The 15983-nt window shown below is 31.9% G+C and carries 14 protein-coding genes; all 14 read left to right on the forward strand.

All coding sequences use genetic code 11. The features are described from left to right. Positions 1–18: 18 nt before the first annotated feature. Entirely contained in the window at positions 19–1059 is a 1041-nt protein-coding gene (gene potA, locus CIW83_RS19685) for a spermidine/putrescine ABC transporter ATP-binding protein (protein ID WP_094904154.1), read from the forward strand. Further along, a complete protein-coding gene (locus CIW83_RS19690) occupies positions 1056–1895 on the forward strand; it encodes an ABC transporter permease (RefSeq protein WP_201260061.1) in 840 nt (279 codons plus the stop codon). Before potA ends, CIW83_RS19690 begins: the two co-directional genes overlap by 4 nt. After that, positions 1889–2674, forward strand: coding sequence for an ABC transporter permease (locus tag CIW83_RS19695; RefSeq protein ID WP_094904155.1), 786 nt, complete (start codon positions 1889–1891; stop codon positions 2672–2674). Before CIW83_RS19690 ends, CIW83_RS19695 begins: the two co-directional genes overlap by 7 nt. A gap of 1 nt (position 2675) precedes the next feature. Further along, positions 2676–3719: a PotD/PotF family extracellular solute-binding protein gene (locus CIW83_RS19700; protein ID WP_235601421.1), complete on the forward strand. Its 1044-nt coding sequence runs from the start codon at positions 2676–2678 to the stop codon at positions 3717–3719. A gap of 167 nt (positions 3720–3886) precedes the next feature. After that, on the forward strand, positions 3887–4771 hold the full coding sequence (locus CIW83_RS19705; protein WP_235601422.1) for an SDR family oxidoreductase: 885 nt from the start codon (positions 3887–3889) through the stop codon (positions 4769–4771). A 334-nt stretch (positions 4772–5105) separates the two neighbouring features. Further along, positions 5106–6569 carry a YdiU family protein gene (locus tag CIW83_RS19710; RefSeq protein WP_094904167.1) on the forward strand — a complete coding sequence of 488 codons (1464 nt, stop codon included), beginning with the start codon at positions 5106–5108 and terminating at the stop codon, positions 6567–6569. A gap of 376 nt (positions 6570–6945) precedes the next feature. Continuing rightward, entirely contained in the window at positions 6946–7614 is a 669-nt protein-coding gene (locus tag CIW83_RS19715; RefSeq protein WP_158220185.1) for a Crp/Fnr family transcriptional regulator, read from the forward strand. 301 nt (positions 7615–7915) lie between these two features. Continuing rightward, positions 7916–8848 (forward strand): ABC transporter permease, encoded by a 933-nt coding sequence (locus CIW83_RS19720; protein WP_094904158.1) that lies wholly within the window; start codon positions 7916–7918, stop codon positions 8846–8848. Between the two features lie 117 nt (positions 8849–8965). Next, positions 8966–10048 carry an ABC transporter permease gene (locus tag CIW83_RS19725; RefSeq protein ID WP_094904159.1) on the forward strand — a complete coding sequence of 361 codons (1083 nt, stop codon included), beginning with the start codon at positions 8966–8968 and terminating at the stop codon, positions 10046–10048. A 15-nt stretch (positions 10049–10063) separates the two neighbouring features. Then, positions 10064–11065, forward strand: coding sequence for an ABC transporter ATP-binding protein (locus CIW83_RS19730; RefSeq protein WP_094904160.1), 1002 nt, complete (start codon positions 10064–10066; stop codon positions 11063–11065). Between the two features lie 13 nt (positions 11066–11078). After that, positions 11079–12059, forward strand: a complete 981-nt coding sequence (locus CIW83_RS19735; RefSeq protein WP_094904161.1) for an ABC transporter ATP-binding protein — start codon at positions 11079–11081, stop codon at positions 12057–12059. Between the two features lie 56 nt (positions 12060–12115). Further along, complete coding sequence (locus CIW83_RS19740) at positions 12116–13795, forward strand: peptide ABC transporter substrate-binding protein (protein WP_094904162.1); 1680 nt, start codon at positions 12116–12118, stop codon at positions 13793–13795. Between the two features lie 151 nt (positions 13796–13946). Next, positions 13947–15149: a metallophosphoesterase family protein gene (locus CIW83_RS19745; RefSeq protein ID WP_094904163.1), complete on the forward strand. Its 1203-nt coding sequence runs from the start codon at positions 13947–13949 to the stop codon at positions 15147–15149. 62 nt (positions 15150–15211) lie between these two features. After that, positions 15212–15898 carry an MgtC/SapB family protein gene (locus CIW83_RS19750; protein WP_094904164.1) on the forward strand — a complete coding sequence of 229 codons (687 nt, stop codon included), beginning with the start codon at positions 15212–15214 and terminating at the stop codon, positions 15896–15898. Positions 15899–15983: the final 85 nt, after the last annotated feature.

The raw sequence follows: 15983 nt of genomic DNA on the forward strand, positions 1-15983 counted from the left end.
GATAATGGGGGGAAGAAAATGCATACTGTAGAATTAAAAAATGTTACAAAAGAATTCAACGGAGTTACCGTTTTAGAGGATATAAATTTATATATTAGAGAAAATGAGTTTTTAACTCTTCTAGGGCCAAGTGGCTGTGGTAAGACAACAACTCTTAGAATAATAGGTGGATTTGAAGAGCCAACTAAAGGTACAGTCTTATTTGAAGGAAAAGATATTACAGAAGTACCACCCTATGAAAGACAAATAAATACTGTGTTTCAGAAGTATGCTCTTTTCCCACATTTAGATGTATATGATAATATTGCCTTTGGGCTAAAAATAAAAAAGATATCTAAGGATGAGATTAGTAAAAGAGTTAAAGAAATGTTGAGACTTGTGAATCTTCAAGGCTTTGAAAATAGGACGATTGATTCTCTAAGTGGCGGACAGCAGCAAAGGATAGCTATAGCTAGGGCACTTGTCAATGAACCTAAGGTACTTTTATTAGATGAGCCTTTAGGGGCATTAGATTTAAAGCTTAGAAAAGATATGCAGATAGAACTTAAAAATATGCAAAAAAGAGTAGGTATAACATTTATATATGTAACCCACGATCAAGAAGAAGCCTTAACAATGTCAGATACTATAGTTGTAATGGATAAGGGAAGAATTCAACAAATTGGTACACCAGTTGATATATATAATGAGCCTAAAAACGCATTTGTTGCTGAGTTCATTGGAGAAAGTAATATTATAGATGGAATTATGCATGAAGATTTTTTAGTTGAATTCTCAGGAAAAAACTTCAAATGTGTAGATAAAGGTTTTAGCAAAGATGAAGATATAGAAGTGGTAATAAGACCAGAGGATATTGAAATAGTTTCGGTAGAAAATGGAATCTTAAATGGCGTAGTTGATTCTGTTACTTTTAAAGGAGTTCATTATGAGATGATAGTTAAATCCAGTGACTTTGATTGGATGATACACAGTACAATAATGAAGCCAGTGGGAACTGAAATAGGAATGACGGTGTCACCTGAAAATATTCATATAATGAAGAAGGTGAGAGAAGAATGAAGATGAAGAAAACAGCTTATCCTTATGTTCTATGGATGGTTATATTTATTGTAGTTCCACTTCTTCTCATAATGTATTTTGCATTTACTAGAGGAGACAGTCAAAATTTTGCTACATTTCAATTTAGCTTAGATAATTTTAAAAGGTTTTTTACACCAACCTACTTGAAGGTACTCGGTAGGTCGGTTAATCTAGCTTTTATTTCTACCATTGTCTGCTTAATACTTGGATATCCCATGGCATTTATCATCTCGAAAGAAAAGATAAGAAAAAGGAATATTATGATTTTGATGTTTGTCATACCAATGTGGATGAATTTTCTATTACGAACTTACGCATGGCTTACTTTGTTAGGTAGAAATGGTTTTATAAACTTTCTAGTTACAAAACTAGGGTTTCAGCCACTTGAATTAATGTATAATGATAAGGCTGTTTTACTTGGCATGGTATACAATTTCTTGCCTTTTATGGTTTTGCCTATTTATTCAGTATTGACTAAGATAGACAATAGTTTAATAGAGGCAGCGGAGGACTTAGGTGCTAATAAGATTCAGGTATTTGGTAAAGTTATACTTCCACTTAGTGTACCAGGAATTATAACGGGAATAACCATGGTATTTATACCAGCAGTAAGCACATTTATAATATCAAGCTTATTAGGTGGAAATAAATATAATTTAATTGGAAATCTAGTTGAACAGCAATTTAGATGGACAGGAGATTGGCATTTTGGATCTTCGATGTCTATAATATTGATGGTGTTTATCCTTATAACGATGGCTCTTACATCTAAATTTGATAAAGAAAAAGAAGGTGGAGGTGGGGGACTATGGTAAACAAAGGTATAAAAAAGTTATATACATTTCTAATATTCTTGTTTCTATATGCTCCTATTATTGTTTTAATAGTGTTTTCCTTCAATAATTCTAAATCAAGAGGAGTATGGGCTGGATTTACACTGAAATGGTATATAGAATTATTTAAAGATGCTGAGATACTAAAGGCCCTTTATTATACCTTACTTGTGGCAGTGCTTTCAGCAGTTATATCTACAATTATTGGCACGTTTGCTGCAATTGGTATATATAATATGCCTGGTCTAAATAAGAAAATAATTTTGAACTTAAACTATATTCCTGTATTAAATCCAGATATAGTTACAGCAGTATCACTTATGGCGTTATTTAGATTCTTGAAGATAGAATTTGGTTTTACAACCATGCTTTTATCACATGTAACATTTTGTACACCCTATGTTATATTATCTGTATTGCCAAAATTAAAACAGATGAATAAACATCTAGCTGAGGCAGCTATGGATCTGGGAGCAACACCATTTTATGCCTTGAGAAAGGTTGTTATACCAGAAATAATGCCAGGTATAATAACAGGCGGACTAATGGCATTTACATTGTCAGTGGATGATTTTGTTATATCTTTTTTCAATACAGGAAATGGTGTTTCCAATTTGAGCATTGAAATATTTTCTATGACAAGGCGAGGAATAAATCCTGTAATAAATGCATTATCTACTCTAATGTTTGTTAGTTTAATGATAATGTTACTAATAATAAACAAAAGAACAGAGAAAAATGAAATGGAAAGAGGTGTTTAATTTGAAGACAACAAAATCTATAATATTTTTAGTTGTGATTTTAGTCATTGGAGTTATAGCAGCAGGATGTGGTGATAGTAGACCAAGTATCAATGTATACAACTGGGGAGACTATATAGACAAAGATGTAATTAAAGAGTTTGAAGAAGAGTATAATATAAAAGTGAATTATAGTATGTATGCAACTAATGAAGACTTATATGTGAAGTTAAAACAAGGTGGAAGTAGCTATGATGTAATAATTCCATCAGATTATATGATTGAGAGAATGATTAGAGAAGGTATGCTATCAAAATTAGACACGAATAATATACCAAATTTACAAAATGTAGATGAGAAATTTTTCAATCTAGACTTTGATCCAAGTAATGAATACTCTGTGCCTTATATGTGGGGAACAGTAGGAATAATCTATAATAAAACAAAAGTAGATGATGTGGTAGATAGCTGGGATATTTTATGGAATGAGAAATATAAGGATCAAATAATTATGCTAAATAGTCAAAGAGATACTTTAGCAGTAGCATTATTGAAGTTAGGATACTCTATGAATACAAGAGATATAAATGAATTAGAAGAGGCAAAACAAGAGCTAATAAAACAAAGACCACTGGTATGGGCATATCAAGGTGACGAGGTAAAAGATACTATGATAGGTGGAGAAGCAGCACTTGCTGTAGTTTGGTCAGGTGATGCAGTTGCTATGATTAGACAAAATCCTGATCTAGCATATGTAATACCAAAAGAAGGAACTAATCTTTGGTTTGATAGTATGGTGATACCAAGTACAGCAAAGAATAAAGAAGGTGCTGAGGCTTTTATTAACTTCATGTGCAGACCAGATATTGCAGCAAAAAATACTGACTATATAGGATATTCAACACCTATACCAAAAGCAATAGAAACGCTGCCAGATGATATCAAAAATTCTAAAGTTGCATATCCATCTGATGAAGAAATCAAAAATACTGAAATATTTAAAGACCCAATGGATATTATACAAGAATATGATAGAATATGGACTGAGGTAATGTCAGGACAATAGAAAATATAAAATTTGAAACACTGGATTACAGTAACAATATGTAATCCAGTGTTTTTATATATAATATTCTGGAGCTAGTTATTTAGATACAACTATTTTCTAAGTTTTATGAATATCATTTAAGTTTATGATAAAAATATAATAAAGTAAAACTTAGGAGGTATATGATGGACAACAAAGAGATGAAAGATAGTGATATGTATAAGGCGGATGAAATTAAAGGTCAGACTCAGGAAAAGCCTGGTAGGGAGTTTAAAATGGAGCCAGAGCCTATATATGATAATAAAGCTCATATGGGATATGGCAGATTAAAGGATAAGGTAGCCATAATAACTGGTGGAGATAGTGGTATAGGAAGAGCAGTAGCTGTAGCTTATGCAAAGGAAGGAGCTAATCTAGTAATCGTATACAATATTGCAGATAAAGATGCTAATGATACTAAGAGTGTCATAGAATCATATAATGGTAAGGTTCTTTTAATAAAAGGTGACATTGGTAACAGTGAATTTGCCCAAGAAATAATTGATAGAACTATAAAAGAATATGGAAAACTAGATATTCTTATTAATAATGCAGCAGAACAACACCCTCAGCAAGGTATTCAATATATAACTGATGAACAGCTTGAAAATACTTTTAGAACCAATATATTTGGAATGTTTTATCTAACAAGGGCTGCAATATCTTATTTATCTGAAGGGAGTTCAATAATCAATACTTCTTCAATTACAGCCTATAGAGGAGATTCTACATTAATTGATTATTCTTCAAGTAAAGGAGCAGTTACATCATTTACGAGATCACTGGCATTAAATTTAGCAGAAAAGAAAATCAGGGTAAATCAAATAGCTCCAGGACCTATTTGGACTCCACTGATTCCATCTACCTTTGATAAGGCTAGTGTAGAAATTTTTGGAGAAAATACGCCTCTAAAAAGACCAGGGCAACCTGTTGAATTAGCAGAAGCCTATGTATTTTTAGCATCTGACGGAGCAACTTATATGTCGGGTCAAACGATTCATATAAATGGTGGAGAAGTGGTGAACGGATAGTGTTAAGAGGCACCTAACTAGTACTTTGATAGAGGATTTTTTTATTATGGGTCAACTAAGGGGATTAAAGGGTCTTGGTTGGCTCATTATTTTATATTAAGTATTCTTACAAATGAGAATATCTTTATAGTGAAAAAGATATTTTATTTATCTTATATAACAAGTATTATTGTAATTTAGAGTAATGATGCTATATATTATGATTGAATTAAATTAGGAGTAGTTTTTACCTTGTTTTTATAATTTGTTCAAAGGGTATAATAAAATTATAGAGGTAGACACTAAAAGAACTGATTTATATAAAAACATAGAAAAAAGGAGAAAGGTAGATACGATGACAATAGAAACAGGATGGAATTTAGATAACAGTTATGTAAATAATCTTCCAGAATTGTTTTTTACTAAAGTTAACCCAACCCCTGTAAGTTCACCAAAAATGATTATTCTCAATTATCCATTGATAAGATATTTAGGATTAAATATCCAGACACTTCAAAGTAATGAGGGCGTAGCTATATTTGCTGGAAATAAGATTCCAGAAGGAGCTATGCCACTTGCTCAGGCCTATGCAGGTCATCAATTTGGTCATTTCACCATGTTAGGAGACGGTAGGGCTGTTTTAATTGGAGAGCAGATTACACCTTTAGGAGAACGGTATGACATCCAATTAAAAGGTTCAGGTAGAACACCATATTCTCGTGGAGGAGATGGGCGAGCAGCACTTGGACCAATGATTAGAGAGTATATTATAAGCGAAGCTATGCATAACCTTGGAATTCCAACAACGAGGAGTCTAGCGGTAGTGACAACGGGTGAATCAATAGCCCGTGAAACTCGTCTACCGGGAGCGATTTTAGCACGGATGGCAGCTAGTCATTTACGGGTGGGTACTTTTCAGTATGCTGCAAAATGGGGTACAGTGGAGGATATACGAATACTTTCAGATTATACAATAAAACGGCATTTTTCATATATTGAAGATGATGAGAACCCTTATCTATCATTACTTAAAGAAGTAATAAAGCGACAGGCTGCTCTTATTGCTAAATGGCAGCTGGTAGGCTTTATTCATGGAGTGATGAATACTGATAATATGACTATAAGCGGAGAAACTATAGATTATGGTCCTTGTGCTTTTATGGATACCTATGATCCAGCAACTGTATTTAGTTCTATTGACATTCATGAGCGCTATGCTTATGGCAATCAACCTAATATTGCTGCATGGAATCTTGCCAGATTTGCTGAAACTCTATTACCTTTATTAGATGAAAATCAAGAAAGAGCTGTTAAGTTGGCTCAGGATGCCATTTCAGATTTTGGAAAGTTATATCATAGAAACTGGCTTACAGGAATGAGGGCAAAGTTAGGAATATTTAATGAAGAGTCAGAGGACGAATCCCTTGTTGAAGATATCCTTAATATAATGCAGAAGTATAGGGCTGATTATACCAATACATTTGTAGCTCTCACTTTCGAGAAACTAGAGGATTCATCTTTATTTAGTACTGATGAATTTCTTAAATGGCATAGAAGATGGAAGGATAGACTAAGTAGGCAACAGGAATCCAATAATTCATATCAACAACTAATGAAAAATTCTAATCCTTCTATAATCCCTAGAAATCATCGAGTGGAAGAAGCATTAGAAGCTGCAGTAAAACAAGGAGATTATAGCGTACTTGAGCGACTTCTTGACGCTCTTTCAAATCCTTATGATCCCTCTATCAAACAGGCTGACTATTCCACACCACCTGAGCAATCAGATCGTCCTTACAGAACTTTTTGTGGAACTTAATTCAAAAATATTATCTATTTACATTAGTTCACTATGTGTAATATATTACACATAGTGAACTATATTATATGGCAATTTTTCAGAAAGAGGAAAAATTATAGCTATATATAATTATCCTATAGTAGTATCTAGAATAAAATAGATGAGTGACAGGAATATATTGAATACCCAAAAATTTAAACAGTTTTTATTTGAATGAAGATGTCAAAGACACACTTATTTGTACTTGACAAAGTATTGGGTACATGTTAAAATTCGGATTACTAAAAGTATAATCATACTCACCAGCCGAGGTATCTGATGCCCAGATAAAGTGAGCCTTGAAACAGTTCCATTAATTTGTGTCTTGAATACAGCGAAAGGAATGATAGTTAAAATGTATAAGGCTTTTTTTGATATGGATAGAGATAGGATAATGAAGAAGGCTTTCTTAGATATTAGTAAACAGGGAATTATTAAAAAATATCCAAAAAACAGTATAATAGAAATACAGGACAAAAAATTTTACATAGTAACAAAAGGAAGAATTTGTTATTCCTTCTATAGCATAGAAGGTGGAGAGAAAATCTTCTATTTTATTAGTGGCGGGGGAGTATTTGGAGAGTTAGAATATTTCGAAGAGTGTAGAAGTGAGTTAGTAGTAAAAGCTGCAAAAGATAGCGAAATATCAATATTAGATGAAGAGCAGTTAGAGCAAATATTTCTGGAAAATCCAGAAATATATAGATATATTATTTACAATTTAATAAGAAAGTTAAGAATATTAATGTCTGTAATGGTAAATATGGCTTTTGGTGATTCTAATGGAAAGGTAGCTGACACTTTGATTAGATGGTTTTATCAAGAAGGACCAATAGACGATCAAGATGTAAGAATAAGAAAGCGATTTACACATGAGGAAATTTCTAAGATACTTGGATGTTCAAGGGCTACGGTAACTAAGGCTTTAAATCAATTTCAAGATAAAGATTTGATAAAAGTCAATGGTGATCAAATAACAATAAAGGATATTGAGGGATTGTCAGAATATATAACGTGGAAATGAGATTCAAAATAAACTCCTATAAAAGTAAATTAATTTACTTTTATAGGAGTTTATTTTTATAAATATCGAAGATACTGATTTATAAAAATAAAAACAATTTAACAATGTATTGCAGAACACAGAAAATAGTATATTTATAAACTATAATATTGATTGATAATTCACAAAATACTAAACACCATGTTTAAGGGAGGTATGTCTATATAAGAACTGATTCAGATTAAAAATCTAATAGAGTGCTACTAATTTAACGAGGAGGTGAAGTTAGTTAATATTATTCTATATATTAACTATAGGAGTTATGGCGAAATATATTATAAAAAGACTTGGTTATTTAATCTTTACTTTATGGATTATAGTAACAATTACCTTTTTTCTAATGCATGCTGTTCCTGGTGGACCCTTTAATGTTGAAGATGGAGATCAATGGATGTCACCAGCAGTACAAAGAGCAATATTAGAAAAATATCATCTCAATGAACCTATATCTAAACAATATTTTGATTTTTTAAAAGGCATAATAAGATTTGATTTAGGACCTTCATATGCTTATGAAGGAAGAACAGTAACGGAATTAATAGCTAGAGGATTTCCAGTTACCATAAGAATGGCAATTCTTTACATTATTTTAATTATAATATTTGGAGTTCCTTTAGGAGTAGCGGCTGCTTTAAATAGAAATGGACCTTTTGACAGAGGAATTATGTTTCTTACAACTTTAGGAAAAACTTTACCGAGCTTTGTAAAGGCGACTTTGATTCTGTATGTATTTGCATTTAAACTAGGTTGGTTTCCCATATTTGGAATTACAGCTGGGTTTAAAAGTTATGTACTTCCTTGCATAGCTATGTCATTAGGCTCAATAGGATCAATGACAAGATTAAATAGAGCATCTATGTTAGATGTTATGGGACAAGATTATATTAGAACTGCAAGGGCAAAAGGACTAAGTGAAACTAAGGTTAAATATAAACATGCTTTAAGAAATGCATCTTTACCAATGGTAACAAGCTTGGGAGGAAATATTGCCAGTGCTTTAACTGGTTCTTTTGTAATAGAAAAAATATTTGCTTTACCTGGTGTAGGAGGGTATTTTGTTAAAGCTGTTGGAAACAGAGATTATACTACGATTATGGGCGTTACAATATTTTCTTCTCTTATATCATTAATTATGGTGCTTATAGTTGATATATGCTACGTAATTGTAGATCCACGAGTTAGTATAGATAAATAAATAGAAAAGGAGGGAGAATAAAAATATGGAGAAAACAGACAAATCCTTCATATAACTCCAGAGTTATGGAAACCCGTTGAAAACCGTGAGGTAGTACAAAATATAGCAGGAGAATCTTTGACTCATTGGAAGGATGTAAGTAGAAGATTTAGACAAAATAAATTATCTGTACTTGGTGTAATTATAATGATATTTTTAGTGTTTGTATCCATTTTTGGTCCTTATATTTCGCCATATAACTATTCAGACCAAAATATTGATTTTAAATCTATTCCGCCAAGATTCCCCATACGAAAGCTCAATGAAGATACTTATTTTTATTTAGATCCAGTTATGGGAGCTTTTATAGTTACAAAAGATGGACGATTATTAGAGAAAGTCACAGATGTTACAGAAAATGTTCAAGAAAAGAAGAGAATATATAATATTAGTGGAACAGAAGTAATATTTGATTTTAATGAAAAGCCTTATCAAATAAAGAATTCACAAGGTGAAGAAATTAAGGTTTATAAAAAGGTTTTAAATAAATTACATATATTCGGTACAGATGATTTAGGAAGGGATATATGTGTTAGGATAATTTACGGAGCTAGGATATCTATGATAGTTGGTGTAGTTTCCGCTATATCGAATTTGACTATAGGAGTTTTATATGGAGCTATATCCGGCTTTGTAGGTGGAAGAACAGATATGATAATGATGAGAATAAGAGAAATATTAAGCTCTATACCTAGATTGCTTTATGTTATTATTTTGATGCTTATATTTGGTTCTGGAGTTAAAACTGTTGCGATAACCATTGGATTAACCTCATGGCTTGGCATGGCAAAGATGGTAAGGGGACAAGTCTTATCTCTCAAAGAAAGTGAATATGTTCTTGCAGCTAAGACAGTTGGAGCAAACACATGGAGAATAATTACAAAACATCTTATACCAAATACGCTTGGCATAGTTATTATAGAAGCAGCTATGAGAATACCCAATTCAATATTTACTGAGGCTTCTTTAAGTTTTGTTGGATTAGGGGTGTCTGCACCTCAAGCTTCTTGGGGAACACTTGCTAATGAGGCTTTACCAAGTCTTATGACTTATCCATATAAATTACTTTTTCCTTCATTGGCCATATGTTTAACAGTTTTATCATTTAATTTTGTTGGTGATGGATTAAGAGATGCACTGGATCCACGTTTACGTAAATAGGGGAGAGGTGATTAGATGGCTGAAAAATTATTAGAAATTAAGAACTTAGAGACATCCTTCTACACATATTCAGGTGAAGTTCAGGCTTTAAGGAATATTAGTTTTGATGTAAACCCAGGTGAAACTTTAGGAATAGTAGGAGAGTCCGGAAGTGGTAAAAGTGTAACAGTACTATCAATAATGAATCTTCTACAATATCCCGGAAGAATAAAGTCAGGTGAGATTAGCTTTAAGGGAGAAAATTTAACAAGTAAAAACCAAAAAGAAATGAGAAAAATCAGGGGTAAGGAGATATCTATGATTTTTCAAGATCCAATGACATCCTTAAATCCAGTTTATACAATTGGAAACCAAATAGTAGAAACAATAACAGAGCACCAAAATATTAGCAAAAAGAAATCCAAGGAAATAGCGATTAATATGCTAGAATTGGCTGGAATACCTTCTCCGGAGAAACGATTCTATAATTATCCACATGAAATGAGCGGGGGAATGAGACAAAGAGTTATGATAGCTATGGCGTTGTCTTGTCAACCAGATTTATTGATAGCAGATGAACCTACAACTGCACTAGACGTTACTATACAAGCTCAAATATTAAGATTAATGAAGGATCTAACTACTAAGGTTAATTCCTCCATAATATTTATTACTCATGATTTAGGAGTAATTGCAGATTTGTGTCAAAGAGTAATTGTAATGTATGGTGGATTAATAATGGAGATTGGAACAGTAAGAGATATTTTTTATAATCCCCAACACCCATATACAAAAGGATTATTAAAGGCAGTGCCAAGTATAGACTTAGATAGGTCACAAAGATTATTCACCATCCATGGTAATCCACCGGATTTATTAAATCCACCTAAGGGATGTCCTTATGAAGATAGATGTGAATATGCTATGGAAATCTGTTCTAAGTATCAACCTCCTTATTTTCATATCGCAAGTGAACATAAGGTGATGTGTTGGAAATTGCATGAAGATTGCCCTAATACGATAAAAATCAATCAGTAAAGGAGGGAGCGATATGGAAAATAGAGATATTGTCTTGGAAGTTAAGAATTTGAAAAAATATTTTCCTGTAAAAGAAGGATTTTTTACAAGAAGGTCAACTTATCTAAGAGCTGTTGATGATATTAGCTTTGAAATAAGAAAAGGAGAAACCTTTGGTCTAGTTGGTGAGTCAGGATGTGGAAAGACAACAGCAGGAAGGACAATTATAAAACTCTATGAACCTACAGATGGAGAGGTGGTATTCGAAAACCAAACCGTTAGTAAAATGAATATGAGAAATATAAGGAAAGATATGCAAATGATTTTCCAAGATCCTTATGGTTGTCTTAATCCTAGAATGACAGTATCAGAAATATTAGCAGAACCTTTAGAAATTTATAAGGTAGCCAGTGGCTCAGAAAAGCAGAATATGGTGTATGATGCTTTAGCTAGGGTAGGATTAAGCAAGAAGTTTGCTAACAGATATCTTCACGAATTTAGTGGGGGACAAAGACAGAGGGTAGGTATAGCAAGGGCATTGATGTTAAATCCTAAATTGATTGTTTGTGATGAACCTATATCAGCATTAGATGTTTCTGTACAGGGACAGATAGTAAATATGTTGCAGAATTTACAGGAGGAATTAGGATTGACATATTTATTTATAGCCCATGACTTAGCCATGGTTAAGTATATCTCTGATAGGATAGGAGTTATGTATCTGGGTAAAATTGTTGAGATATCTGAGGGTCATGAACTTTATAGTAATCCAAGGCATCCATATACTCAAGCTCTACTTTCATCAATTCCTATTGCAGATCCTGATGCTTCAGCAAAAATGGAGAGAATAGTTTTGCAAGGAAGTGTACCAAGTCCTATCTCTTCACCTTCAGGATGTAAATTTAGAACTAGATGCAAATATGCTAAAAGTATTTGTGAAGAAGTAGAACCAGAACTAAAAGAAGTATCTAAAGACCATAAAGTTGCCTGCCATTTAGTTAATGATGGCAATTAGATTTAATATATTGTTTATATTTAAAATATAAAAATAAATTAAGGGAAGTGTGGCTAATGAATAAAAGATATTTGATTATTATTATGTGTATGGTTTTGATTTTCACTTCATTAACAGGGTGTAGCAATAAAACTGATGTTCCTGTGAATGTTTCTGGTGAAGAGAGCAACCTACAAACAAAAGAAAATTCTAAGTCTAAAGAACCTACAAGATTTACATGGCGTATCTCTACAGATCCTCCTACATTAGATCCACAAATTAATAACAAAAGTGTAGGAAATACAGTTATAGATAATATATTTGAAGGCTTAATCAGAGAAAATGAAAAATTAGAAATTCAACCTGGTATTGCAGAGAAATGGGATATTAGTGATGATGGGCTAATATATACTTTCCATTTAAGAAAAGATGCAAAATGGTCAGATGGACGGCCAGTTACAACAAAAGACTTCATGTACTCTTGGAAAAGAGCGCTAAATCCTGAAATGGCAGTTCCAAAGGCTGGAGACTATTTTATTATAAAGAATGCAGAAGAATATTATAAGGGAAATATTGAATTATCAGAAGTAGGCTTTGAAATGCTTGATGATTATATAATAAAAATTGAGTTAGTATTTCCTTTACCAGAAGATGAAGTTCTATATAAATTTACATCCCCAGTTTTCTTCCCTTTAAGAGAAGATATAATAACAGCAAATCCTGACAATTGGACTACTAATCCTGATAAAATTGTAACTAATGGCCCTTTTAAGATGAAGAGCTATAAGATGAATGAGGAATTATTGCTAGAAAAAGATGAAAATTACTGGGATAAGGCTAACAAGGCAATGGTAAATGAATTGCGATTTGTATTTATTGATGACTCTTTAACTACATTAAGAGCATTTGAAGCAGGTGAAATAGATGGATTTACTGGTGTTCCTTCTGAAGAGATACCAAGACTTGCAATGGAAAGTGAAGAGTTTCATCTTTTACCTAAAATAAGTTTTTCATATTTTGCACTTAATGTAAATAAAGAACCTCTGAATAATAGAAAGGTTAGGGAAGCACTGGTGCTGGCAATTGATAAGGTGAAACTATCAGAAACTTCAGTATCAGGATTGTCTAAACCTGCCACAGGACTTGTACCTTTTGGAGCTACATCTGTTGGCAAGGATTTCAGAACAGAGGCAGATAAAAATGGCCCTCTTCTATCTCCTACTGGTGATATTGAAAAGGCAAAAGTCGTTTTGGCTGAGGCTGGATATCCAGATGGAAAAGGATTCCCTAAAATAGAATATCTATATAATGCAAGCCCAGAAAATAAGCAAACTGCTGAGATGTTACAGGAAATGTGGAAGAAAAATTTAAATATAGAAGTAGAACTTACTAATGTTGAATACAAAGTAGAATCTGAAAGAAGACATAGTGGAGAATTCCAATTGGCTAGATCGACTTGGAACGGAAGCCGTTTCCCATTTTCATTCTTAAGTATTTATGCCACTGGAGACTATAATAACAATCCTCATTATAGTAATCCTGAATATGATGCTTTAGTAAATGAGATAAGAACAGAAATAGACTTGGTAAAGAGAGATGAATTACTTCACAAAGCAGAAAAATTCTTAATAGATGAATATATAGTTTGCCCAATAAGCTATGGTACCTCTTCTATGTTATTGAGTAGTAAAGCTAAGGATATTAGAATCACACCTACAGGTGGAGTAATATTCCATCATGTATATATAGAGGATTAGTTGACAACTAACACTGCGGTATATAAATTATTCCCCCATATATCGCAAATATATTATAAAAATATAAGCGAAAAGGAAAAGCTTTCTTTACTTGATTAAAGGAAGTTCCTTTTTGAACTGACATTAAAAAATAAGAATATAAGGTGAAAAAATGAAGAGATATTTGGAAGTAATAGGCTTTATTAATGAAGTAAAATCTAATATTGTAAATAATAGATACACTAATGTAGAGGAACTTACAGATGATTATTTTAAAACCATTGATTTAGTTTGGAGAGATTTAAACAACTTAAATGAACAAGATTTAACCCATATGTATAAAACACATGAATTTTTAATCAACGAAGTTTGTAATATTCATAATCGAGAAAATAGTAGAATCAATGAAGATGTTTTTAGACAAAGCATAAACATTAAAATGGTTAAAGAAAAACTTGAAGATGGTAAAAGAGGTTATAACATATATTTATTTAATGAGAAAGATTGGGATTATTATTTAATAGGTGATATACATTCAGATACCATTAGTATTAGAAGAATCTTAGAAAAGGTTGATTTCTTTAATAGGGTTTTAAGGAAGGAAAAAATCAGGTTAATATTCTTAGGAGATTATGTTGATAGAGGAAAGGCACATCTCAGAACTCTACAATTTCTATTAACTCTAAAGTATATATTTCCAGAGAATATATTTCTACAAAGAGGTAACCATGATGGAGGTTCTTTTATAGATGGGCAAGTAAAAATGTGGGTTAGAAAACCAGAAAAAGATATTGAAGAAGATTGGTTTCTTCTATATTTATATAATCTAGCAAAATTAAATAAAACACTTAACATTGATATCATTAATAAATACTTAGAGCTATTTGATAGTTTAAGTAATATTTCATTTATATGTAATGAGAAAATAATTCTGATGGTAGTTCATGGAGGGATACCAAGACCTAGAAAAGAAGAGGAAAAACTCTTCAGTTATATAAATAGCATTTCAGACCTTACTAATGAAAATATATTAGATTATTTAAATGGCTCGATAATAAAAAATATGATGTGGAGTGATCCTTCTGTTAGTAATGAAAATCTTAAAGAAGATAATGTAAGGTTTAAATTTACTGAAGGACATTTCAAAGAGTTTAGAGATTTAATAGGATTTGATATTTTTGTTCGTGGGCATCAGGCAGAACCAAAAGGATATCATAAATTTTTTGATGATAGATTAATTACAGTTTTTTCAAGTGGACATATTTTAAGCAATGAGAAAAATATAAACTATGAAACTGCTTATGGTAATGTAGAACCAAAGATAATAAATATAAATAAAAAAGGTGAAGTTTTAATTTTAGATTTAAACTCTTAGAAATAACAAGATACTAAGAATTTATTAAATAGATGTTAGACCAATTAAAGGGGTCGGGACTTATGATTAGTAATAGAGAAGTAATATTAAGGATTATATTATCTACCATAATTGGTGGTTTAATTGGAATGGAGAGGGAAGCCAATAATAGACCAGCTGGATTGAGAACTCATGTTTTAGTAAGTATTGGTTCTACTCTAATAATGCTTATTTCTATGTATGGATTTTATGATTTAGAAAGTGGCATGAGGACTGGAGATCCAGCTAGATTAGCAGCACAGGTAGTAAGTGGAATAGGCTTTTTAGGTGCAGGAACTATAATAAGAACAGGAAGTCATATAAAAGGACTTACTACTGCTGCTAGCTTATGGGTATGTGCGGGGATTGGACTAGCCATCGGTAATGGGTACTATTTAGGTGGATTATTAACAACAGCCATAGTACTTTTAACACTAGCAAGATTGAGTTCCTTTGAGAAAAAAGTATTTAAGACAAAATATAGAACTTTAGAGATTGCTGCTATTGATAGGACAGGCCTCATTGGTGAGATAGGAATATTATTAGGTAGATATGATATTGATATTATAGATATTTCGATTTTAAGTACTGCTGATAATGGTAGCGGAGAAACCATATTGACATCATGCATTAAAATTAAACTGCCAATTGATATCAATTTGGACGTTTTTTTTCAAGAGATATATAAAATTAATGGAATCTTAGAAACTATGTTTATTGAAGAGAATTAGCGAGAAATTATTGAAACAGTCAGGGGTAATAAAATTTAGATATTTAATGATGAAAGGAGAAAAATAAGATGAATTTATTAAATGT

It is taken from the genome of Tissierella sp. P1, from assembly GCF_002266425.1.
In the GTDB taxonomy this organism is placed as follows: Bacteria; Bacillota; Clostridia; order Tissierellales; family Tissierellaceae; genus Tissierella; species Tissierella carlieri.

Coding starts and splice junctions, on each gene's coding strand:
- CIW83_RS19745 (WP_094904163.1), top strand. CDS start 13,947: ATGAAGAGATATTTGGAAGTAATAGGCTTTATTAATGAAGTAAAATCT.
- CIW83_RS19720 (WP_094904158.1), top strand. CDS start 7,916: ATGGCGAAATATATTATAAAAAGACTTGGTTATTTAATCTTTACTTTA.
- potA (WP_094904154.1), top strand. CDS start 19: ATGCATACTGTAGAATTAAAAAATGTTACAAAAGAATTCAACGGAGTT.
- CIW83_RS19690 (WP_201260061.1), top strand. CDS start 1,056: ATGAAGATGAAGAAAACAGCTTATCCTTATGTTCTATGGATGGTTATA.
- CIW83_RS19735 (WP_094904161.1), top strand. CDS start 11,079: ATGGAAAATAGAGATATTGTCTTGGAAGTTAAGAATTTGAAAAAATAT.
- CIW83_RS19750 (WP_094904164.1), top strand. CDS start 15,212: ATGATTAGTAATAGAGAAGTAATATTAAGGATTATATTATCTACCATA.
- CIW83_RS19705 (WP_235601422.1), top strand. CDS start 3,887: ATGGACAACAAAGAGATGAAAGATAGTGATATGTATAAGGCGGATGAA.
- CIW83_RS19695 (WP_094904155.1), top strand. CDS start 1,889: ATGGTAAACAAAGGTATAAAAAAGTTATATACATTTCTAATATTCTTG.
- CIW83_RS19740 (WP_094904162.1), top strand. CDS start 12,116: ATGAATAAAAGATATTTGATTATTATTATGTGTATGGTTTTGATTTTC.
- CIW83_RS19730 (WP_094904160.1), top strand. CDS start 10,064: ATGGCTGAAAAATTATTAGAAATTAAGAACTTAGAGACATCCTTCTAC.
- CIW83_RS19710 (WP_094904167.1), top strand. CDS start 5,106: ATGACAATAGAAACAGGATGGAATTTAGATAACAGTTATGTAAATAAT.
- CIW83_RS19715 (WP_158220185.1), top strand. CDS start 6,946: ATGTATAAGGCTTTTTTTGATATGGATAGAGATAGGATAATGAAGAAG.